We start from the raw sequence: 21,903 nt of genomic DNA, 5'->3' as shown, positions 1-21,903 counted from the left end.
TTTGCCATCGTGCAAGAGGTGCTTGCACAAATTACTTGGTATCACGATCTAGCGTTATTTTAGGGAAGAAGTATCAGGCGATCGCTTAATTGTTATGAATCTGAGCATGAAAAGGGGTAAAAAATGATAACAGGGGAACTCAAGTCAAAGGTCGATAAGCTATGGGATACGTTCTGGAGTAACGGCATCAGTAACCCCCTGTCGGTCATCGAACAAATATCCTACTTGCTGTTTATCAAACAGTTGGACGAGAAGGAACTGGCTAACGAGAAGAGAGCGCTGCGACTGAAAGAAGAGGTTAAACTGATCATCTTTGGGGAAAACCAAGAGAATTGTCGCTGGTCGCATTTCAAGGAACTCCCACCGGAGGAAATGTTAAAAGCCGTCAGAGATGGGGCTTTTCCTTTTATTAAGGAGTTGGGTGGGAGTGATGGCAGTCGTGCCTACGCCAAACATATGAAGGATGCCGTCTTTTTAATTTCCAGTGCGGCGTTTTTGGCGAATGTGGTGGCACAGATAGACAAGTTACCGACGAGCAGCGCCGACACAAAAGGGGACTTGTACGAGTATATGCTCTCGAAGTTGACTACGGCGGGGCAAAATGGCCAGTTTAGAACGCCGCGCCACATCATCAAGATGATGGTGGAGTTGATGGAACCGGGGCCCCGCGATATCATTTGTGACCCGGCTTGTGGGACGGCGGGGTTTTTGGTAGCGGTGGCCGAATATCTGGAGAAACTGGAGGACAGCAATGGGTTCGTGTTGAACGCTCCAGGGAACCGGGAGCATTTTAATCGGCAGATGTTCCACGGGTTCGATTTTGATGGCACGATGTTACGCATTGGCAGCATGAACTTGATGCAGCATGGTCTGGAAGACCCGAAGATTGAGGCGAGGGATGCTTTATCGGAAGACCACGCGGGGGTTGAGGATAGGTTTACTTTGGTATTAGCCAATCCGCCGTTTAAGGGTTCGGTGGAAAAGTCGAGTATTGCTAAGGATTTAACTAAGGTTGTTAGTACGACTAAGACCGAATTGTTGTTTTTAGCGCTATTTTTGCGGTTGTTAAAAAAAGGCGGTAGGGCGGCGGTTATCGTTCCTGATGGGGTTTTGTTTGGTGCGTCGCGGGCGCACAAAGGGATTAGAAAAAAGTTGGTGGAAGAGCATAAGTTAGATGGGGTGATTTCTATGCCTTCGGGGGTTTTTAAGCCTTATGCGGGGGTTTCGACTGCTATTTTAATTTTTACAAAAACTGGGGCAGGAGGTACGGATTTTGTTTGGTTTTACGATATGCAGGCGGATGGGTTTTCGTTGGATGATAAGCGGCAGGACATAGAAGAGAACGATATCCCGGATGTTTTGCAACGGTGGAAAAAGCGAAATTATCAGCAGGATGAAGACCGAGGGGGTAAGGCGTTTTTTGTGCCTAAACAGGAGATTGAGGAGAATGGTTATGATTTGTCGATTAATCGGTATAAGGAGGTGGAATATGAGGAAGTGGAATACGAACATCCAAAGGTTATTTTAGGGAAGTTGCGCCAGTTGGAAGATGAGATTAATGCAGATTTGGATGAATTAGAAGAGTTGTTAGGTAAAGGCTAATGAACTTAATTAAAACTGAATTTTTTTACCAGAATCATGTGGTGGCGATTAAGGATTGTCAAGAGCGATCGCTCCTATCCTGTTGGGAGGAATTGGTGGGATGAGTAGTAGATGGAAAACGAGAAAGTTAGGGGAAATAGTGAAAATAGATCGCTCGTCAGTCCAAGCAAGCAAAATTAAATCTGGAACCAAATATGTTGGACTAGAGCATATTACAGGAGAAGGTCAATTTGTTAAAGTTAGAAGAGTGCAAACTGGCGATCTTGCTAGTAGTAAGTTTGCTTTTTCTGACAGTCATTTGCTGTACGGAAAACTGCGCCCGTACCTAAAAAAGATTGCTTGTCCTAACTTTTCTGGTATTTGTAGCACTGACATATTACCAATTTTACCTACTTCTGTTATTGACAAAAAGTTTTTATACTATTTTTTGAGGCAGCCCCAGTACATACAACTAGCAACTGTTAAAGCAACTGGTGTCAATTTGCCTCGTGTTAGTCCTCAAACACTAACCGAGTTTTTGATTTCTTTTCCACCAATAGAGGAACAGCGCCGAATAGCTGCAATACTTGACAAAGCGGACGAGATAAGACGGAAGAGACAAGAGGCGATCGCTCTTACCGATGAGTTATTGCGTTCTACTTTCCTGGAGATGTTCGGCAACCCGGTGACTAATCCGATGGGGTGGGAGATTATTAATCTCAAAAAAGTTATTAGAGACAGGCCTAGTAACGGAATTTTCAAGAAAAATCAGGAGTATGGTGGAAAAGTGCCTGTGATTTGGGTAAAAGAGCTGTTTAGCGGTTATACAATAGACTGCAACAGTAGCAGAACTCTTAATCCTACTGATGAAGAAGTAAGAAAATTTGGGCTAAAAAAAGGAGACATTTTGTTTTGCCGCTCATCTCTAAAGCTTGAGGGTGTTGGTTATAATAACGTTTTTGACAAAGAAGACTACTCAGCGTTGTTTGAGTGTCACATTATTAGAATAAGCCCTGATCCGTCAAAAATTAACAGCATATTTTTAAACTACTTTCTTAGGCTGCCAGCTTCTCGCAAGCGACTTATAAGTATGGCCAACACGGTCACAATGTCAACCATTAGCCAAGATGTGGTTATGCGTATCTCCGTTCTACTGCCACCCAAACGACTTCAAGACGAGTTTGAAAGTATTCTTAGGCGCGTCACTAGTACTCAGGAAAACTTACTTGTTTACTCTAACCAATCTAACAACCTCTTTAACTCCCTCCTCCAAAAAGCCTTCAAAGGCGAACTCTAACTAAAGGAAATAACTCATGAACCAAATAATATTAAAACTCTCAGAAGAACAATACCAATACATCAAACAAATAGCCAGTCAACAGAATACCACACCAGAGGAAATCCTAGAATCGAAAATTGCTCAATGGTTCAACGAATCTCAGGGCGATTTTAACCAAGCGGCTAAGTATGTATTAGCCAAAAACTCAGAACTCTATCAACTTCTTGCATAAACTCATGACCTCAAACTTCGACTTTCTCCAAACCCACTACCCCCAACTGCACCAAAGCGCCAGCCAAACCGAGCAACTCATCAACAGCGCTCCTCGCGCCAGTTGCTTCTACGCCCGCTATACCCTAGAACAAGCGGTTATCTGGCTCTATCAAAACGACCCCTACCTCCAACCCCCCAACAGCGACAACCTGGGGGCATTAATCCACGAGCAAACCTTTAAAGACAACCTCACCCCCGGACTCTTTCCCAAAATCCGCATTATCCTCAAAATTGGCAACGCCGCCGCCCACCATACGACTCCTCTGACCTCCAAAGATGCCCGCCGCCTGGCCGAGGAACTCTATCACTTTCTCTACTGGCTGACTCGCTACTACACCCCCGACGGCAGAAACCTCCCCGCTCTCAACTTTAACCCAGACCTCATCCCCGAAGCTGCCACGAGCGACCTCACCCTAGAGCAAGTGCAACAACTCGAAAGCGATCTTTCCCAGAGCCAGGAAATGCAGCGCCTCGCCGAAAGCAGGCAACAACAAACCGCTGCCGAACTCGAAGCCGCCAAAGCCGAACTCGCCCGACTCAAACAAGAGAACCGAAAAAAGAGCGATCGCCACGACTACAACGAAGCGGATACCCGCACCTACCTGATCGATGTTTTGCTCAAGGAAGCCGGTTGGCCGATACATCTGTCGGAGTCAACGGAGTACCGAGTTCAAGGAATGCCAAACGAGAGCGGGCAGGGCAGAGTCGATTACGTCTATTGGGGAGACAACGGTAAACCCCTGGCCATCGTAGAAGCCAAACGCAGCCGCAAAAGCCCCCAGGAAGGGCAACATCAAGCTAAACTCTATGCCGACTGCCTCGAAAACGAATATAACCAGCGCCCCATCATCTTCTATAGCAACGGTTACGAGCATTGGATTTGGGACGATCGCACCTATCCCCCGCGCCCCATCCAGGGATTTCTCAAAAAAGACGAACTCGATCGCCTCATTTTCCGCCGCACCCACAGCCAACCCCTCGACGGCTTAACCCCCGACTCCAACATCGTTAACCGGTGCTACCAAAAAGAAGCCATCCGCCGCATCGGGCAAAGATTCGACAGCCGCCAGCGCAAAGCCCTGTTAGTGATGGCAACGGGAACCGGCAAAACCCGAACGGCGATCGCCCTTGTCGATGTTCTCACCCGTGCCAGTTGGATTAAACGAGTGCTATTTTTAGCAGACCGCACCGCTCTCCTCAACCAAGCCCAGAGAGCTTTTAAAAAACACTTGCCCAACCCCATTACTGCCAACCTCATCAAAAACGAAGACCCAGAAACCGCCAACCTCGTTTTGTCCACCTATCCCACCATCAGCAACCGTATCAACCAAACCGAAGGAGAGCAACGCAGTTTCGGCCCTGGATATTTCGACCTGGTAATCGTTGACGAAGCCCATCGCTCCATTTATCGTAAATATCGGCAAATCTTCACCTATTTCGACTCCCTGCTGCTCGGCTTAACCGCTACCCCCCGCGACGAAGTGGAACGAGACACCTATCAAGTTTTCGACCTAGAGCCAGGACTGCCAACCTTTGCCTACGAACTCGCCAATGCCATCAAAGACGGCCATCTGGTTCCCCCCAAAGGCATCGACGTACCGTTTAAATTTATGCGATCGGGTATCAAGTACGCAGACCTCTCCCCAGAGGAACAGAAGGAATATGAAGAAAAATTCGGCGACGAAGACACTGGAGAAATACCCGATAAAGTCAACGCTACCGCCCTCAACACATGGCTGTTCAATCAAGACACGGTTGACAAAACCTTAAAACTGTTGATGGAGAAAGGATTAAAAACAGAAGGGGGCGATCGCCTCGGCAAAACCATCATCTTCGCCCGCAACCACCAACACGCCGAATTTATCGCCGCACGTTTCAACTTCAACTATCCCCACTACAAAGGGGAATTTTGCCAAGTCATCGACAGTAAAAACCCCTACGCTCAAAACCTCCTGGACGACTTTAGCGAACCCGATAAACAGCCAACCATCGCCGTATCTGTTGATATGCTAGACACCGGGGTAGATGTGCCCGAAATTGTCAACCTCGTTTTTTTCAAACCTGTCTATTCCCGCATCAAGTTCAACCAGATGATCGGGCGTGGCACTCGCTTGTGCCCGGAATTATTCGGCCCTGGTCTTGACAAACAAGAGTTTTTAGTGTTCGATTTGTGCGGTAACTTCGACTATTTTAGCCAAGACATTGCCGCAAGTAATGCCAAAATAACCGAAAGTCTCAGCGCCCACCTGTTCAAAAAGCGGTTAGAACTGAGTCAGTCCGTTACCAGCGCCCTCCAAGACAGTTTATTCAACCAACTCCACCAAAAAGTTGCCTCAATGCCCAAGGATAACTTTTTAGTGCGCCCCCACTTGGAAAAAGTAGAAGAATTTAGCCAGCGATCGCGGTGGAACCACTTAACAGAAGATGACCGAGAGGCGATCTCCCAATCTTTAGCCAGTTTGCCCGACAGTCTGCCCGCAGAGAACCACTTAACCAAAAGGTTTGACCTCCTTTGTGTCAAGTTGCAGTTAGCGATTTTGAACCAAACCCGCGACTTTGAACTGTTGAGGGATAAGGTGAGAGATTTCGGCAACAACTTAGAGCAAAAAGCCAACATCCCCATGGTGGCGCAAAAACTCGAATTAATTACCGAGATGCAGCAAGAGGAATGGTGGCGTGACGCGACTCCCGAGAGTATCGAAAGTCTCCACCGCGACCTCCGAGAGCTACTCAAATTCGTTGACCGCTCCACCCAAGAAATCGTTTATACAGACTTCACTGACGAACTGGGAGAATTACGCGACGCGGAGGTTCCCACTGCCACCCCAGCCTTCAGTCGCGAACAGTATCGCAAAAAAGTAGAAACCTACATCCGCAACAACGAAAATCATGTAGCCGTTGCCAAATTAAAGCGCAATTTACCCTTAACCAATGAAGATTTAACGGAACTCGAAAAGATGTTATTCTCAAGCGATGCTATCGAAAACCGCGATAAGTTTGAGGAAGTTTATGGAGAAAAGATGAGTTTAAAGCGATTGGTCAGGCAAATCGTCGGCTTAGATAGAAAGGCAGCAAAAGAAGCATTCAGCAAGTATTTAGACACCCATGATTTTAGTGCGAACCAGATTCGATTTATTGAGAATATTATCGATTATTTAACCCAAAATGGCGTAATGCCACCAGGGTTATTATATGAGGTCCCCTTTACCAACTGGCACAGTCAGGGGCTAGATGGCGTTTTTGGAGACAGCGATGCAAGTAGCATTATTGAAATCCTAAACGAGTTGAATACTAGGGCCGGATAAACTGATAAACTGTTGTCATTGCGATCGCACACAAGCTTTGCTAACAGGAAAAATGGTTTTCCTATAGCGATTCTCTCTTCTATGAGGTACAACTTGAAACCTTAGACCCTAAGCTATACAAGCTATTGCCTATTGTCCAGCACGAAGGGCTCTACTGACTTTGGACTTCGTGGGCAAAGTTTTCCCAGCGCACAAACTCGAAGGGACCAGCAATCGAACCCCACACCCTTTCACCTGTTTCTAGGTCGCGTCCGCGATCTAAACTAATCAGTCCAGAAGGACTAACTTCAAATTCACTATCGAGATAAGTAGTTTTGCCATTACGAACAACTACGCAACCTTTTCCCGGTTCTACTTTTGCTTTGAAACTCTTGCCTGTCCATCCGACTTGGAAGGTGCATCCCGGCAATTTTTCGATTCGGTCTGCGGTCAGGTTTTGGAGACGTTCGGGATGACGAGATGCACCGTAGAATTCTTCTTCATGCAAAACTTTATGATTTTCGACCTCAATTTGATTATCCTTGAGAACAAAGTTGAGGACGCGGGTACGATAGGGTTGAGTGACATCTAGATGATAAGCTTGCTCTAGATATAAACTAATATTGCCCATCAGATTGAAGGGAAGCGGACGCATACAAACCCGAATATGAGCAAAAAAGGGTGGATTTTCAAAGGCTTGCTCTTGATTACTGAAGTCTGCGGCCATCCAGCGGGCAAAGGTGGCAATATCTGTAGAATGAGTCATAGGAATTAACTATTAATTATTAATGATTAACCATTGAAAAACTGGGACTGAGACTTGATGCCCAGAGTTGGGTTTATCTGAACATTGTTTATCTTCAATTTCTCTGAGTAAAGGAACTAAGAGAGAGTGCATAATAAAACCAGCGTTAGGATAGACCGAGAGCTGAGTGCCATGAAGTATCAAGAGTTTCAAGCTTTTAATCACCTGAAAGCAACACAAGTTAAAGACTTCCTCAAAGTGGGCAAACAGGGAACGATCGCCGCAGGCAAGCGAATTTTAAAACAAAATGTTCTCTGTCGGCAAATTATTTTTCTTCTCGAAGGAGAAGTTCAGGTTTCCCTAGAGACTGCCAAAGGGGAACACCTCCTATCGACCCTCCAAGCTCCTACTGTATTGGGGGAAATCAGCTTTTTTAGTGGTGAACCGAGTTCTGCTCATGTTACGACCCTTACCCAGGTGAAGGTCATCGTGATTGACTTTGATGTTTTACATCAACAAGTTGTTGACGGCGATCGCGTGACGAGTTTGATTCTATTAAATATGTCCGAAGCCATGGCAAAACGAGCTTCAGCCATGACACGCCAATTGTCAGAAATTTATGCTAAACAGCAGGAAATGGAAACCCAGGTCTCAGAGGTGCAACAAGCACGCACGGCAATGTTTGGGGAATGGAGCTTTATATAGCGCTTCGCACTAGGGAGTTGGGAGGATGGGGCGACTGGGGATTGCTCCTTCATTCCCTATTCCCTAAATTCCCCCACATTTTCCTAAAAGCAACCCATGCATTAAACTATATAGAACAGATATATTAAACTTCATTTGGATTAACCAAGCGAACGTGACTGCCACTTTATCAACCTCGATCGGTCAAACTCATCCAAACTCGTCCGCACGCAGTATTTGGAAAGGATTAATTGAAACCTACCGCGCCTACCTTCCCGTAACTGAAAATACGCCTGTGGTGACCCTATTAGAAGGTAACACACCTCTGATTCCTGTGCCGGCGATCGCTGCTCAAATCGGAAAACAGGTTCAGGTCTGGGTAAAATATGATGGCTTAAACCCCACCGGAAGCTTCAAAGACCGGGGGATGACGATGGCAGTCTCGAAAGCAAAAGAAGAAGGCTCGAAAGCCGTGATTTGTGCCAGTACCGGCAACACCTCGGCCGCCGCTGCTGCCTATGCTAAACGGGGCGGATTAAAGGCATTTGTTATTATCCCTGAAGGTTATGTCGCTCTGGGTAAACTAGCCCAAGCCCTGCTCTATGGGGCAGAAGTTCTTGCCATTAAAGACAACTTCGACCAAGCCTTGGCGATCGTACGTGAAGTCTCGGAAAAGTATCCGGTTACCTTGGTAAATTCTGTTAACCCTTATCGCCTCCAAGGGCAAAAAACAGCAGCCTTTGAAGTCGTAGATGCATTAGGGGATGCTCCGGACTGGCTTTGTATTCCTGTGGGCAATGCAGGGAATATTACTGCCTATTGGATGGGTTTTTGTGAATATCATCAAGAAAAGAAATGTAGTCAACTGCCAAAAATGATGGGGTTTCAAGCGGCTGGCGCGGCCCCCATTCTTGCTGGACATCCCATCGAACATCCAGAAACCCTCGCCACTGCAATTCGTATTGGGAACCCTGCCAGTTGGGATCGAGCAGTGGCAGCCCAAGAAGCCAGTGGTGGCCAATTTCAAGCGGTTACCGATGAAGACATTCTCAATGCCTATCGCCTGTTAGCCTCGGAAGAAGGTATTTTCTGCGAACCTGCTTCTGCCGCTTCGGTAGCTGGGTTATTGAAGGTGAAAGACCAAGTCCCAGAAGGAGCCAAAATTGTTTGTGTTCTCACCGGCAATGGTTTGAAAGACCCCGACACAGCGATTAACCATAGCCAAAATCCCTGTCATCAAGGCATCGAACCCGATCTAAAATCTGTCGCTGCTGCTATGGGATTTTAAGGGAATAGGGAATAGGAAGTCCTCCCGTCTTCGCATCTTCCCTATCCTCCTACTCACCAACACGGAGCGTTAGAGCCAATTCCCAACCATGACAAAAGAGGCCCAGAAGAAAGGTTCACGAAAGCTTTTACTCTCTAGGAGTTTAAGCTGCGCCTGGCGAAGGGCTTCAGCTTTGCCAATACCAGGTTGACGCAAGTCTTCATAGAATTGGGCCATCAGTTGAGCAGCAACTCGATCCCGGACGGGCCAAAGACTAGCAATGGTGGAGCGGGCCCCAGATTTAACAGCAAATCCGGCTAAACCTAAAGCTGCGCGATCATCTCCGGCTGCCGTATCGCAAGCACTCAAGACTAATAACTCTAGGTTATCTTTACTCCTGCGGCGGTCTTTGAGTACTTCGGATAATTCTCGCACATTCAATTGTCCATCCCACACCAGTAAAAAGGTATTCTCTTGAGTCGAGCCAAATTGTCCATGGGTAGCTAGGTGAACCACATTGGGATGGTCTCGTTTGAGTTTCTGTACCAATTTGTCTCGCGTAAAGGTTTGGTTGAGTAATTGAGTCGCCTGGATAGTATTGGAAATCTCTTGGACTTCCTGTTTTACTTCTGGCAGAGCAGCAAATCCATCGATCGCCTCACTAATGCCACCAACAAGAGCCTCAATCTCCTGTTCTTGCAGTTCGTTGGCTGGTAGCAGTTGCAAACCTGGAGACAAGGCGATCGCATATTTTTCGATCAGATACTGTTGTCCGTCATGGAGGGCGGCTACAGGCACGCGCTGGAGGAGATCGTCAAGGACAAACACTAAGGTGTTATGACCTTGCAATGCATTATCTTCTTCTGCGGGCCGAATCAACCAATCATAGATCTGTTGGGAGAGTTCTAATCGTTTCGTATTATCGGAGACCGGATGTAGGGTAGCCAAAAAGGTTTGGAACGTTTGGGTTGCCTCCTTTTGAGAAATGGAACGAGTGTAGTAACGGATGGGTTCGGATGCAGCAGAGACGAGTACGACGAGGCGATCTCGAAGCATAATCACGTACAGGAGAGCCGCGTCAGGGTCAATGGCATCAATTTGTTGGGGTTTGGCCTCTAAACAGGCATCTTCAAAAAAGTCATCAAGTTCTGCTAATTGTAGGCTCTCAATGAGGTTGCGGACTTCCGCTAATTCGGTTTGACCGGGATGATTATCTAACAGGAGTCCGACTAATTCTCGGTAGACAGGTTCCACACTTTCGCGAAAGGAAAACTGAATCTCCCGGTCAACCCCGACTAAGTCACCTCGCAACGCTTGCAGAGCATCAATGGCTTCTCGGTAAGCGGCGATCGCTTCGGTCTGATTGCCTTCCTGTTGCAGTACCCGGCCTAAATTCCAAGCCGCTTGAGAAATAATCACATTGGCTTGCATAGCCTGACCCAAAGACAGGGACTGTTTGAGTAAATTTTCCCCTGCTGAGGTTTGTCCTTGGCGAGCATACAGTGCCCCCAATTGTTCTAGAGCATAGGCTTCTGCTGTAGCATCCTTCAAACTACGGGCATCTTGCACCGCAGCACCCAGAAGCTTGGCGACTTTGGACGGCGGTAGGATCGTGTCTGGCCGCTCAAGGGTATTTAAAGTATGAGCAAAGTTGACTGTTGCATAGATGTTAGAGCGGCTGGCAGGCAATGTATCAATTTGCTTTTGGAGAGAAGTTGCAATTGTTCGAGTCTCGTTCTGCTCTCCAAGTTCTGTATACAGTTGCAGGAGGTTGAGTTTTGCATCTAACTGAGTCTTTCCATTCTTGGCTGTACGGTCCGCTTGTTGGAAATAATAGAGAGCGTCAGGGGTATTGTTCTGGTCAGCGGCAATATTCCCTAAACTTAATAAAATTGGACTCAGTTCGCTGTCTGCGTTGATCTGTTCTGCGAGAACCAAAGCCTGGTCTAGAATTTGGCGTGCATCGTTCCGATATCCATTCAGATGTAAGGCATTGCCCAAACTATGGAGGGTTTGAATTTTGAGCAGTGAATCATCAAGCTGATTGGTTTGTTGCGCGATTTCTTCAAGAGTATCATAGGCTCGGCCATAATACCCCAAACCATGCCAGACTCGCGCTTGGTTCAGTTGGCTCCCCACCACGCCTTGACGGTCTCCAGCTTCTTGGTAGTAGCTTTCTGCCATCTCCCAAGTGTCTAAAGCCTTTTGAGTTTGCCCCAAATAGAGAAAAAGATTGGCTTGCGTATTGAGGACTTGCCCCCAAAGAAAGGCTTGTCGCTCAGGATCAGACTCTAAAATCTCGATACTCTCTTCAATGGCTTCCTGGGCTGGTTCTGGACGGTCTAGTTTTTGATAAGCGGAGGCGAGATAACTTAAACTCAAGGCTTGATAGGCATCATCTCCTGCGCTCTCATAGGCCTGTGCTGCTTGCTTCCAAAGTTTAGCCGCATCTGCAAAACGACCTAACTGATAAAGTTGACGACCTTGCTCCAGAGGAGTGGAGGTTTGGGTCAAGGGGACAGGAGTGAGATCGGGAACGCTCGCGATCGCGCTTTGAACAGACAAAGCGAGACCGATGGTTACCAGTGCAATTAAAAGATAATTCCAGTAACGTCGTAATTTTCTTATCATAGTGTTCTGTTTAAGACGTAGTGTTGTTGAACACTTAGAAAATAGCTCATTTCTTCTACCGATGGGAGGGGTCAGACCCCCCTTCCTTAAATCGTCAATGCACTCCTCCACCCCTTTCTCTGTCTGGGACAGGGTTTAGAACCCAACGATTTAATTATTAAATTCTTCTATAGTGCTGCACTTCGCGTTCGGAAGTGGAGAGTATGCATTTTGCAGTAATAGGCAATCTTTCCATCTCCGCGTCCCCCTATCCTCTTTTCTGACTATCGATACTTATACTTATGTTGTATATACATAGATATATCTTATCAACGAGAGGTTGACTTTAGTAGGGGATCATCTATTATGTGTATATATAACGAATGAGCTGGTATCAGCCCATGAATAGATTTACTTAGCAATTAAGGCGGATTGAGGACGTTAGTACATGATAAAAACCCCAGACTTAATGGGTGCAAACACCAAAGCCTTGCGGGAAAAAGAACAAGTGACCTTGACAAGTAAACGGCAAAAACAACAGGGAAACCGTGTGCTGCAAGGGACTTCACAACTGTTTGAGGAAAGACCGTCTAGGCAAAATGCGCGATCGCCTATTCCGAGGCATGAAAATAAAATCGTAACGGTGGGAGATGAGAACCTTACCATCACAGACGTAGCTGAAGTCGCTCGCCAGGGGACTTCAGTTCAGTTGGCCGATACGGAAGAACTATTAGAACAAGTTAAGGCTGCTCACAACTATATAGAAGATGCAGTTGCTCAGAACAAAGCCATTTATGGAGTAACCACCGGTTTTGGTGGCATGGCGGATACCGTTATCTCCTCCCAAGAAGCAGCCGAATTGCAAAACAACTTGATTTGGTTCCTCAAGTCAGGAGCGGGTAAACCATTACCCCTAGCCGATGTCCGAGCAGCAATGCTCTTACGGATGAACTCGCACCTTAAAGGAGCATCCGGAATTCGACTGAAACTGATTAAACGGATGGCTACCTTTCTCAATCAAGGAGTTACCCCCCACGTCTACGAGTACGGATCGATCGGAGCAAGTGGCGATCTAGTGCCCTTAGCTAGGATTACAGGGGCATTGATTGGTATTGATGACTCGTTTACAGTTGATTTTCAAGGGCAATCGATGCCTGCCCCTCAAGCCTTGAAGAAACTGGGGTTAAAACCGTTAATCTTGCATCCAAAAGAAGGGTTAGCGATGACCAATGGCACATCGGTGATGACAGGTATTGCTGCTCTGTGCGTTCACGATGCTCAACAACTGTTAGCCTTAGCAATGGGGACTCATGCCCTCTTTGTGCAAGGATTAGCTGGAACCAATCAATCCTTTCATCCCTTTATCCATGACTTGAAACCCCATTCGGGTCAAAAGTGGGCTGCGGCTACGATGCTCGACCTTTTAGAAGGCTCCGTATTATCGCGAGACGAACGGCAAGAGCAGCAGCACTTTGAAGGAGAGAATTTAATCCAAGACCGCTATTCTCTGCGCTGTCTACCTCAGTATCTTGGCCCCATTGTGGATGGACTGAGGGAAATTGCGGGACAAATTGAAGTAGAAATGAACTCGGTTACTGACAATCCCTTAATTGATGTTGATAATCAAACTACGTACCACTGCGGAAACTTCCTCGGTCAGTATGTCGGTGTAGGGATGGATAAACTGCGCTACTATCTGGGACTTTTGACTAAACACCTGGATACGCAGATTGCTCTTCTGGTCGCCCCAGAGTTTAATAATGGCCTTCCCCCTTCGTTAGTTGGTAATACCGGCCGAAAGGTGAATATGGGCTTAAAAGGTTTGCAAATCACCGGCAATTCCTTAATGCCCCTCTTAACTTTTTTTGGTAATTCTATTGCAGACCGATTTCCTACCCATGCTGAACAGTTTAATCAGAATATTAACTCTCAGGGGTTTGCTTCTGCTAACTTAACCCGGCAAACAATCTCCATTTCCCATCAGTATATGGCAGTGGCTCTCATGTTTGCTGTGCAGGGCGTGGATCAACGAACCTATAAAGTTGCTGGACATTACGATGCCAGGGAGTGCCTTTCTCCTACGACTGAAAAGCTCTATAGTGCTGTTCGAGCGGTGGTAGACAAACCACCTTCAAGTAGAAGGCCTTACATTTGGAACGACTGCGAGCAATCCCTTGATTATCACATCGCCTGTATAGCTACAGATCTAGCACAAGGGGGGATTATCTCACAGGCAACCCAAGAGATGGGCTTGTCTTGAGCTGATTAGGAAGTAGCTATCTTTTTTAGATCACACTCTAATGGGTTGGGTAAAATTATTTGTTTTACTGCTGATACTGTATTTTGCTTTCTTCGCCAGGAAAGAGTACAACACGACTTGGTTGCTAAACAATATCTGCCTAACATTCTAACAACCTATATGGGTAGGTCGGCTGTGATATGGATCACTAAACTATTCCCTTTTGCCAAACTTATAAGTGTCAATATGATTCAATTTCTCTATTCATTAATCATTCCTCGGAGTGTGAGGAATTGGAAGTTGCTGCGCCTTGGGAAGTCAGCCCTTGTGGAAGAGGGAGTGGGAAATCAGCAATCAGGAATAGTCAACAACAAGGGAATTCTCCACTCCCTAGCGCAAAGCATTCTCTCCATTCCCGAAATTTTTATCTGAAAAGACAACAGTCATGAACATTACAGAGCATTTGGAACGCGATCGCAAAATTTTTCCCCAGCGAGTGGCCCTACGGTTTGAAGGACAGGAATTTACCTATCAACATTTGGATGAGTTGGTCAATCGTATGGCCAATGGACTGAAGCACTTGGGTGTGGAAAAAGGCGATCGCGTAGCGTTATTTTTGCCCAATATCCCGGAATTTGTAGTTGCCTATCTGGGCAGTCTCAAGATTGGAGCAGTGGTAGTTTCGCTCAATGTAATGCTCAAACAGGACGAGGTACTCTTTATCCTCAATGACTGTGAAGCCAAAGCGATCGTTACCACTCAAGACTTGAGAATGCAAATTTTGGCAGATGACCTTGCCCATCTCCAGCACATTTTAATTGCAGAAGGCAAAGCAGAGGAAGACGTGAGTTTGACCCGTTTACTCGCTCGCATGTCTCCTCATGCCAAGGCTCTCTCCATGCAGCTTCAAGACCCAGCCGCTATTATCTATACTTCAGGAACCACTGGATTCCCAAAAGGCGCAACCCTCTCCCATGGTAATGTAGTCTCCAATATGCACTCAGTGAAGCATAATTGCCAGATTCAGCCCCATGATAAGTTGCTGCTGTATTTACCCCTCTTCCACTGTTTTGGGCAAAATTTCATCCTCAATGGAGGACTCAATGCCGCAGCCACCATTGTCTTACAGCGTCGCTTTGACCCAGAGAAACTTGTTGAAACCGTACAACACGAAGGCATTACCATGTTCTTTGGCGTACCCACAGTATTTGCCAAGCTACTAGACATGCAGTTGCCTCCCTTAGCCCTGAGAACTATCCGCTACTACTTCAGTGCAGCAGCAGTACTGCCCGCTGAACTGACCAAACGGTGGCAGGAGCAATACGGCCAATGGGTGCATGAAGGCTATGGGTTAACCGAAACCTCACCGTTCTCCTGCTATAACCACGATTGGCACTATAAATTGGGTTCCATTGGAATGCCCATTGAGAATGTGGAAATGCAGGTTGTCGATGCCAAAGGTGAGCCACTGCCCCCTGGTGAAGTTGGAGAATTAGTGATTCGTGGCCCGAATGTAATGCTGGGGTATTTCAATAATCCCGAAGAGACAGCCAAAGTCTTAAAAGATGGATGGTTCCATTCTGGAGATTTAGGTCACATGGATGAAGATGGCTATTTCTACATTGTCGATCGCCTCAAAGACATGATTAATCGGTCTGGGTTCAAAATTTATCCAGCAGAAGTAGAACGAGTTCTTTACCAACACTCGGATGTGATCGAAGCAGCCGTCTATGGCGCTCCCCATCCTACCAAGGGAGAGGTCGTGAAAGCCAAGGTGCGCTTAAAAGCCGGGCGATCGCTCAAAGCCAAGGCATTGCAAGCATTTTGTGCCGATCGCATGGCCAAGTATAAAGTCCCCAGTTCCATTTCCTTTGTAGACAGTCTGCCGAAGAATCCCACAGGCAAGATTCTCAAACGAGTGTTGCGAGAAGAAGAACTCGCTCTCAATAAAAAATAGGGAATAGGGAGTCGGGAAAACAAACACTGCCCACTCACCACTCCCCATTAACGTTACAACCTTTTTGGAGATTTATGATGACCTCAGCTACTTGTGTTCAAATTCACAAACCCCACACTGATGACCAGCCGTTATGGGATCTTATCTTGGGATATCTTCCCCAACGAGTGTTACTCTTGGCCCACGACCTCAAACTTTTTCCTCTGTTGGCACAACAGCCTCGCTCTATCGCAGAAATTTGTCAATCACTCAATATTGAATCCCGTCCAGCTTTTGCCATGTTGTCGGTGTTGGTATCGGTTGGATTAGTGGAAGAACAAGCGGGTAACTATTCGCTAACTCCTTTAGCAGAAGATTATTTACTAGCTAGCAGTTCCACTTATGTTGGTGGAGTTTTGGATTCAATGATTGCCAATGACACGGTCGTGTTTTCGTTTGAGAGTTTAAAACGCGCTGTCTTAACCAATTCTCCCCAATTCCAAGGGTTTGAGACCTTTGAACAACAAATGGATCTAGCCCGCTTGTTTACTCGTTCAATGCATAGTCATAGCATGGCAGCCGCTTTAGCTTGGCCAAAAGCCATTGACTTGTCAGGGTACAAGCAACTGTTAGACATTGGTGGTGGTTCGGGAACCCACTCCATCACGGCGATATTGAAATGGTCTGCTTTAAAAGCGATTGTGCTTGACCTACAGCCAGTATGCGAAGTAGCGAAAGAGTTTATCGCCCAGTATGGTTTAGAAAACCGCATTCAAACCCACAGCAGTAATATGTGGGAAGAACAGTTTCCAGTTGCTGACTGCCATTTCTATGCGGATATCTATCACGATTGGACACCAGAAAAAGGACGATTTTTAACCCAGAAAAGCTTCGATAGCTTGCCTTCTGGAGGTCGGTTGATTATTCACGAAATGCTCTACAACGACTCTAAATTTGGGCCACAAACTGTAGCCAATTATAACTTCACGATGTTAGTCACAATGCAGGGACAACAATATTCAGGTCGCGAGTTGTCAACCCTCCTCTCTGAGGTTGGGTTTGTGGATGTAGAAGTTATCCCGACAACTGGCTATTGGAGTATCGTCACGGGTTGCAAACCGTAGAGTCATATCAAACCCATTTGTTTATGCTACAGATCACCATCAGGGTAGAGATAAGCCATGACTTGTCTCTACAGTACACATGTGTAGCCAACATTTAAGGATTTGATATCAGAATTTATTCGATTGAGGGAACATTATTACAAGCTTCCCCATTCCTTCACCTGCTTACTCAACGTTCAACATTACAACCTTTTTGAATTAGGAGGTCAACAAAAATGGGTTTTGATGAAACCAAGGGACTATGGGAATTTAAATCTGCACAACCTTCTCAGGTAGAGTTAAATAGCCAATTCCAAAACACGAAAAAAGCAGTATCCGTGGCCCACGCTATAGTCAAAATGCTTGAACAATTTAAGGTCAACCATGCATTTGGTATCTTAGGAGGAGCAATTACTCCTCTAGTGGAGAAGTTAGAAAACAGCTCAATTACAGTACATCACTACCGGCATGAGTCTGGTGCTGCTTTCGCAGCCTGCGAAGCCTACTTTGCCAGTGAAGACTACTCTGGTAAAAAGAATGCCAAGACTCCCCCAGTCGCCGTGTTTGCCACTACCGGGCCAGGATTGACAAACACACTCACAGGATTGTTTGCCGCTCGTGGAGAAGGAGCAAAGATCATTTTTCTCTCTGGTGCAACTTATGGGAAAAATAGGGGGCGCTTGGCAGCGCAAGAAACCAGTACTTATGCCATGCCTTCTGATCTGTTGGCTTCAGGAACCCTGTTTGATTATGCGAAAACCATAGAAGCGGTTGAGGAATTACCAGAAATTGCCCGTCGGTTAGCGAAAGGGTTAGAGCAACCAGGGGGATTTATTGCCAATATCAACATTCCCACTGGGATTCAAACCTTACTCACCAAGGAGCTTTCCCCAGCCGTTTTTTCCATAACTCTCGACCCAATTATCGCGACTAAGAAGAAAATAGTCAAACCTTGGGTTGATTGTCTGTCCAAAGAACCCTTTGTCATTTGGATTGGTTTTGGAGCGAGACATGCAGCAAAACAAATCCGTAAATTAGCAGAAGAAACAGGGGCAAAAGTCATCTGTTCGCCACGAGGTAAGGGCATTTTCTCTGAAGAAGAAGATGAGCAATTTTTAGGGGTAACTGGCTTTGGTGGACATGCAGAAGTCCTCGATTATATGTATAAAAATGCTCCCAAACAAATCCTAGTTTTGGGAAGCAATCTTGGGGAATTTACCTCGTTCTGGAATCCTGACTTGCTTGGAACAAATTCAGACTTGCTGCAGAAAGAGAATCTAGAAGGAAAATCCGAGAATCTAGAAGACAAATCAAGTTATAAATTAATTTATGTAAATCCCGACCAGACTTTGACAGGACTTGCGTATCCTGAAACCAAAACTTACTGCATCAGTTCTGAGATCCGTCCGTTTGTCAAAAAACTGCGGAAGCAACTACAAAAAAAACAATCTGATAAGAGTCTGACGGAAAAAATGGTTGGAAAAAAAACGTCTGAGACTCAAGTGGGTTACGACTATTCTAAAGCTTCTGGCCTCGTCAATCCCGCTCTGCTTATGGAGCAGATTCAAGAAGTGATTATCAACAACAGTACCGCATTGGTGATGGCTGAACCAGGGAACTCTTTTGCCTGGGCCATCAATCGTTTGAAATTTTCTCAACCTGGTCGTTTCCGTACCAGCACTTGCTTTGCTTCCATGGGTCACATGACTGCGGGAGTTGTGGGGGCAGCCGAGGCACGGAAGGATAAAGCTGTGGCCATTGTTGGAGATGGCTCGATGCTGATGAATGGTTGTGAAGTCAGCACGGCAGTTAAATATAACATTCCTGCCGTTTGGATTGTCCTCAATGACAGTCGTTACAATATGTGCGAACAGGGCATGGCGCTTCAGGGCTTTAAAGGTATCGATGTCCAAATTAATCAAGTTAATTTTGAGGCCATAGCTATGGCCATGGGGGCTGAAAGTGTCCGTGTTACTAACCCTGTCGATGTGAAGAGTGCTTTAGAGCAGGCATTAGCATCAGATAAACCGTTTGTGGTCGATGTCGCAATTGATCCAAGCGTGCAAGCACCCATCGGCACTCGGATTCAGAGCTTAGTATCGCAAGGTTCTGCCCATTGATGAACCGATATTACAGGTACAGGCTTGTGAAGAGGTGATGTTTGATGCTTTTCTTCTGCTCACTACTCTCCAGCACGTAGCACGAATCGTCACTTGTTTTTCTCATTGCTGCAAAAAATCAGGATGTATATCACAATGAAACCCGTTGGAATTCAATCTCTAGCCATTACTCTTCCCCGTGTCGTTCGCACCAATGACTATTATCGGGAAAACTACCCTGATGCGGTGGCTAAAGCAGAACAAAAAAACTTGGCCAAGGTGTTTTCAGCCTCCCAATCTACCCCCAACCCAACTGAGTTTGACCAAGAAATGGCCAAATACCTATCCGATCCGTTCCGGGGGGCAGTTGAACGCCGAGTCTTAGGTCCTGGGGAGTCTCCGTTAACGTTAGAGTATCGTGCAGCCTTCGATGCTTTGGAAGCTGCTAATCTTGCTCCTAGTGACATCGATTTGTTAATTAGCGCGTCATGGTTACCTGAGTATTATGTTGCTCCTGGGAATGCTGTCTTCCTAGCGCGTCAGTTTGGCGTGAGTTGTCCAGCCTGGAATATCGAGTCCGCTTGCTCGAGTGGTTTAGTGGCATTTCAAACTGCTTGCGCTCTGGTACAAACTGGACAATACCGTAACGTGTTAGTTGCCTTATCATCAACTAATTCTCGGTTGGCCGCTGAGAGCGATACACTGTCTTGGTTCCTGGGTGATGCTGGTGGTGCTTTTGTGGTCAGCGAGTTGAAATCCAATCAAGGCATTTTGGGTGCGAAAGTGGTCAACACGGCTGATACTTGTGGCGTTTTTGTCCACGAGTTCGAGCCAACCGAACAGGGCGATGTTCGAGTTTGCTTGCGAGCTGGGAAAACTGGGAGCCGTCCCCTGCGTGATACGGCTGGAGATTTAGTCCGGACTTGCTGCCAAGGGGCTGCGGCTGCGGCTGGCGTGAGTTTGAAAGACATTGACTTTTTTGCTTTCAATACTCCTCTGGCTTGGTATTCCAGCTTGTGCGTGAAGGCACTGGGTATTGATCCAGAACAGACACTTAATCTTTTTCCCAAATACGGTAATCTCGGTCTCGCGCTACCTGCCGTTACCCTCTATCATGCTGCTCAGTCAGGTAATATTCGCGAAAATGATTTGGTTTTGGTTTACACCGTTGGTTCCGTTTCTACGGCTGGAGCCGTGGTGATGCGTTGGGGTGATGTGGTACTTGGCCCAGCTCCTGCCCCCTCGCCCAGTTCTGTCATGCCCGCTTTGGTTTAGAGCGTTTTAACGTCTTTTGTTGGGGCACCCTTTGCCTACCCCATTCCCCATCCATTGTTTCTTGGTCACAAACAACTTCTTAGTCAACAAACATAAAGAGTAAAATTATGTTCAATCAATCTGTAGGAATTCATTCATTAGCAGTCAGTCTCCCTAGGGAAATTCGTACGAATGATTATTATCGGGAAAATTATCCCAAATTAGTCGAGGAGGCAGAAAAACTAGGTTTAGCTCGAATTTTTGTTCCTGAAGAATCAACCTCCAACCAGATTGATATCTACACCGAAGAGATGCTCCCCTATTTGTCCGATCCTTTCCGAGGTTCTGTAGAGCGGCGAGTAATTGATAGGGAAGAAAACGCTCTCACCCTAGGATATCGTGCGGCTTACCAAGCTCTCGAAGCAGCTAATCTTACTGCTGAAGAGATAGATTTAGTCATTGTCAATACCACATTACCCAAAGGAGTTATAACCGGTGATGCAGCCTTTTTTGCTCGCGAACTAGGGCTGAAGTGTCCGGCTTGGAATATAGAGTCAGGCTGTTCTGCTGCTATGGTTGCTCTTCAGACTGCTTATGCACAAGTCAGATCTGGAGAATGTCGCAATGTTTTGGTGATAACCTCCGCAGCTTTCAGTGATTTTCTGTCTCCTAATGACACTCTTGCATTTATTTCGGGTGATGCTGCCAGCGCTTTTGTTGTCGGCGAGGTGAATGCCAATGACGGAGTAATCGGCAAAAAGATTTTGAATGCTGGTGAGAGTTGGGGCGCTCTCGATAATCACTTCATTCTTGACAAACAAGGTAAAGTTCAAATTGAATTCCAGCCCACTGGAAAAGCATCAACTCAGACAGTACATAGCCAGCTTTTTTATCCCTGCTGTCAAGCCGCTGCTGCCGCTGCCGGAGTTACACTCAACCAAATCGACTTTTTTGCCTTTCATACCCCCACCGCTTGGATTGCTAAGGCTTCTACTCGGTCTCTCGGTGTAGATTTTGCTCGGACAGTTGACCTTCACCCTTACGTTGGTAACATTGGATCAGTTACAGCTCTCATCAACTTGTACTTCGCTGCTAAAGCAGGTCGTATTCGTGAAAATGACTTAGTTCTCCTCTATACTATTGGTTATGCTGGCAATGCTGGTGCAATAGTTATGCGGTGGGGCGATGTAGCTTTAGGCCCACTCCCTGAAAACTCAGAAAAAATCCTCCAGGCAGCTTGTAGCCAACCGCCTGTTGCTGTAGCAGTTTAATTTTAGCTCCTTTAGTTGCGTCATATCAAGTCCGTTGAATAAGTTGTGATATAGCAGTGAGTTCACTCCACCCGTAAAAATCGGTTAACCCTCCAATTAATTCTGGCTGTTTCAATAAGGTTTGGCAGCGCTGGTACAACCCACATTCCGCACGACAAAGTGTAGCATAGATAATGAGACCAAGTGGAGGGAATATTTACCCGGAAAAAAACTGGAGAAAAACGAGAAACCATAGGAAAATAGAAGTGATTGTATGGCTCAAAGCCTGGTCAGTGTCT

Annotated in this window: 14 protein-coding genes; 12 read left to right on the top strand and 2 right to left on the bottom strand. The window is 46.3% G+C overall.

The features are described 5' to 3' along the window. Positions 1-123 precede the first annotated feature (123 nt). From PN466_RS08115 to PN466_RS08100, 4 genes are all read left to right on the top strand, one after another. The gene (locus PN466_RS08115) at positions 124-1,602 is read left to right on the top strand and encodes a type I restriction-modification system subunit M (protein WP_271938522.1); all 1,479 of its coding nucleotides are present in this window, start codon (positions 124-126) and stop codon (positions 1,600-1,602) included. A 100-nt stretch (positions 1,603-1,702) separates the two neighbouring features. After that, entirely contained in the window at positions 1,703-2,878 is a 1,176-nt protein-coding gene (locus PN466_RS08110) for a restriction endonuclease subunit S (RefSeq protein WP_271938520.1), read from the top strand. Between the two features lie 16 nt (positions 2,879-2,894). Then, the gene (locus tag PN466_RS08105; protein ID WP_271938517.1) at positions 2,895-3,092 is read left to right on the top strand and encodes a hypothetical protein; all 198 of its coding nucleotides are present in this window, start codon (positions 2,895-2,897) and stop codon (positions 3,090-3,092) included. A 4-nt stretch (positions 3,093-3,096) separates the two neighbouring features. Then, positions 3,097-6,438 (top strand): DEAD/DEAH box helicase family protein, encoded by a 3,342-nt coding sequence (locus tag PN466_RS08100; protein ID WP_271938514.1) that lies wholly within the window; start codon positions 3,097-3,099, stop codon positions 6,436-6,438. Positions 6,439-6,589: 151 nt separating this feature from the next. On the opposite strand, the gene PN466_RS08095 is transcribed toward PN466_RS08100, so the two are convergent. Beyond that, positions 6,590-7,183, bottom strand: a complete 594-nt coding sequence (locus tag PN466_RS08095) for a chromophore lyase CpcT/CpeT (protein ID WP_271938513.1) — start codon at positions 7,181-7,183, stop codon at positions 6,590-6,592. A gap of 171 nt (positions 7,184-7,354) precedes the next feature. Here PN466_RS08095 and PN466_RS08090 point away from each other — a divergent pair, with 171 nt between their 5' ends. Together PN466_RS08090 and thrC are read left to right on the top strand one after the other, a co-directional pair. Beyond that, a complete protein-coding gene (locus tag PN466_RS08090; RefSeq protein ID WP_271938510.1) occupies positions 7,355-7,867 on the top strand; it encodes a Crp/Fnr family transcriptional regulator in 513 nt (170 codons plus the stop codon). A 178-nt stretch (positions 7,868-8,045) separates the two neighbouring features. Continuing rightward, entirely contained in the window at positions 8,046-9,134 is a 1,089-nt protein-coding gene (thrC, locus tag PN466_RS08085) for a threonine synthase (RefSeq protein WP_271938533.1), read from the top strand. Positions 9,135-9,203: 69 nt separating this feature from the next. On the opposite strand, the gene PN466_RS08080 is transcribed toward thrC, so the two are convergent. Further along, positions 9,204-11,744 carry a CHAT domain-containing protein gene (locus tag PN466_RS08080; protein WP_271938507.1) on the bottom strand — a complete coding sequence of 847 codons (2,541 nt, stop codon included), beginning with the start codon at positions 11,742-11,744 and terminating at the stop codon, positions 9,204-9,206. Positions 11,745-12,171: 427 nt separating this feature from the next. Between PN466_RS08080 and PN466_RS08075 the strand changes: the two genes are divergently transcribed. The 6 genes from PN466_RS08075 (at position 12,172) to PN466_RS08050 (ending at position 21,625) form a co-directional block, all read left to right on the top strand. Next, complete coding sequence (locus PN466_RS08075; protein ID WP_271938504.1) at positions 12,172-13,983, top strand: HAL/PAL/TAL family ammonia-lyase; 1,812 nt, start codon at positions 12,172-12,174, stop codon at positions 13,981-13,983. Positions 13,984-14,407: 424 nt separating this feature from the next. Continuing rightward, entirely contained in the window at positions 14,408-15,919 is a 1,512-nt protein-coding gene (locus tag PN466_RS08070) for a class I adenylate-forming enzyme family protein (RefSeq protein WP_271938503.1), read from the top strand. 74 nt (positions 15,920-15,993) lie between these two features. Continuing rightward, positions 15,994-17,022: a methyltransferase gene (locus PN466_RS08065; protein ID WP_271938502.1), complete on the top strand. Its 1,029-nt coding sequence runs from the start codon at positions 15,994-15,996 to the stop codon at positions 17,020-17,022. 215 nt (positions 17,023-17,237) lie between these two features. Next, on the top strand, positions 17,238-19,121 hold the full coding sequence (locus PN466_RS08060) for a thiamine pyrophosphate-dependent enzyme (RefSeq protein ID WP_271938501.1): 1,884 nt from the start codon (positions 17,238-17,240) through the stop codon (positions 19,119-19,121). Between the two features lie 135 nt (positions 19,122-19,256). After that, entirely contained in the window at positions 19,257-20,375 is a 1,119-nt protein-coding gene (locus tag PN466_RS08055; RefSeq protein ID WP_271938499.1) for a 3-oxoacyl-ACP synthase III family protein, read from the top strand. 107 nt (positions 20,376-20,482) lie between these two features. Next, entirely contained in the window at positions 20,483-21,625 is a 1,143-nt protein-coding gene (locus PN466_RS08050) for a 3-oxoacyl-ACP synthase III family protein (RefSeq protein ID WP_271938497.1), read from the top strand. Positions 21,626-21,903: the final 278 nt, after the last annotated feature.

Source organism: Roseofilum reptotaenium CS-1145, from assembly GCF_028330985.1.
Taxonomy (GTDB): Bacteria; Cyanobacteriota; Cyanobacteriia; order Cyanobacteriales; family Desertifilaceae; genus Roseofilum; species Roseofilum reptotaenium.
The sequence above is the reverse complement of the archived record's forward strand: the minus strand, read 5'-3'. Positions and strand labels throughout refer to the sequence as shown.

Excerpts from the sequence above, each read along its gene's own strand:
- PN466_RS08115 (WP_271938522.1), top strand. The coding sequence starts at position 124 with ATGATAACAGGGGAACTCAAGTCAAAGGTCGATAAGCTATGGGATACG.
- PN466_RS08110 (WP_271938520.1), top strand. The coding sequence starts at position 1,703 with ATGAGTAGTAGATGGAAAACGAGAAAGTTAGGGGAAATAGTGAAAATA.
- PN466_RS08105 (WP_271938517.1), top strand. The coding sequence starts at position 2,895 with ATGAACCAAATAATATTAAAACTCTCAGAAGAACAATACCAATACATC.
- PN466_RS08100 (WP_271938514.1), top strand. The coding sequence starts at position 3,097 with ATGACCTCAAACTTCGACTTTCTCCAAACCCACTACCCCCAACTGCAC.
- PN466_RS08095 (WP_271938513.1), bottom strand. The coding sequence starts at position 7,183 with ATGACTCATTCTACAGATATTGCCACCTTTGCCCGCTGGATGGCCGCA.
- PN466_RS08090 (WP_271938510.1), top strand. The coding sequence starts at position 7,355 with ATGAAGTATCAAGAGTTTCAAGCTTTTAATCACCTGAAAGCAACACAA.
- PN466_RS08080 (WP_271938507.1), bottom strand. The coding sequence starts at position 11,744 with ATGATAAGAAAATTACGACGTTACTGGAATTATCTTTTAATTGCACTG.
- PN466_RS08075 (WP_271938504.1), top strand. The coding sequence starts at position 12,172 with ATGATAAAAACCCCAGACTTAATGGGTGCAAACACCAAAGCCTTGCGG.
- PN466_RS08070 (WP_271938503.1), top strand. The coding sequence starts at position 14,408 with ATGAACATTACAGAGCATTTGGAACGCGATCGCAAAATTTTTCCCCAG.
- PN466_RS08065 (WP_271938502.1), top strand. The coding sequence starts at position 15,994 with ATGATGACCTCAGCTACTTGTGTTCAAATTCACAAACCCCACACTGAT.
- PN466_RS08060 (WP_271938501.1), top strand. The coding sequence starts at position 17,238 with ATGGGTTTTGATGAAACCAAGGGACTATGGGAATTTAAATCTGCACAA.
- PN466_RS08055 (WP_271938499.1), top strand. The coding sequence starts at position 19,257 with ATGAAACCCGTTGGAATTCAATCTCTAGCCATTACTCTTCCCCGTGTC.
- PN466_RS08050 (WP_271938497.1), top strand. The coding sequence starts at position 20,483 with ATGTTCAATCAATCTGTAGGAATTCATTCATTAGCAGTCAGTCTCCCT.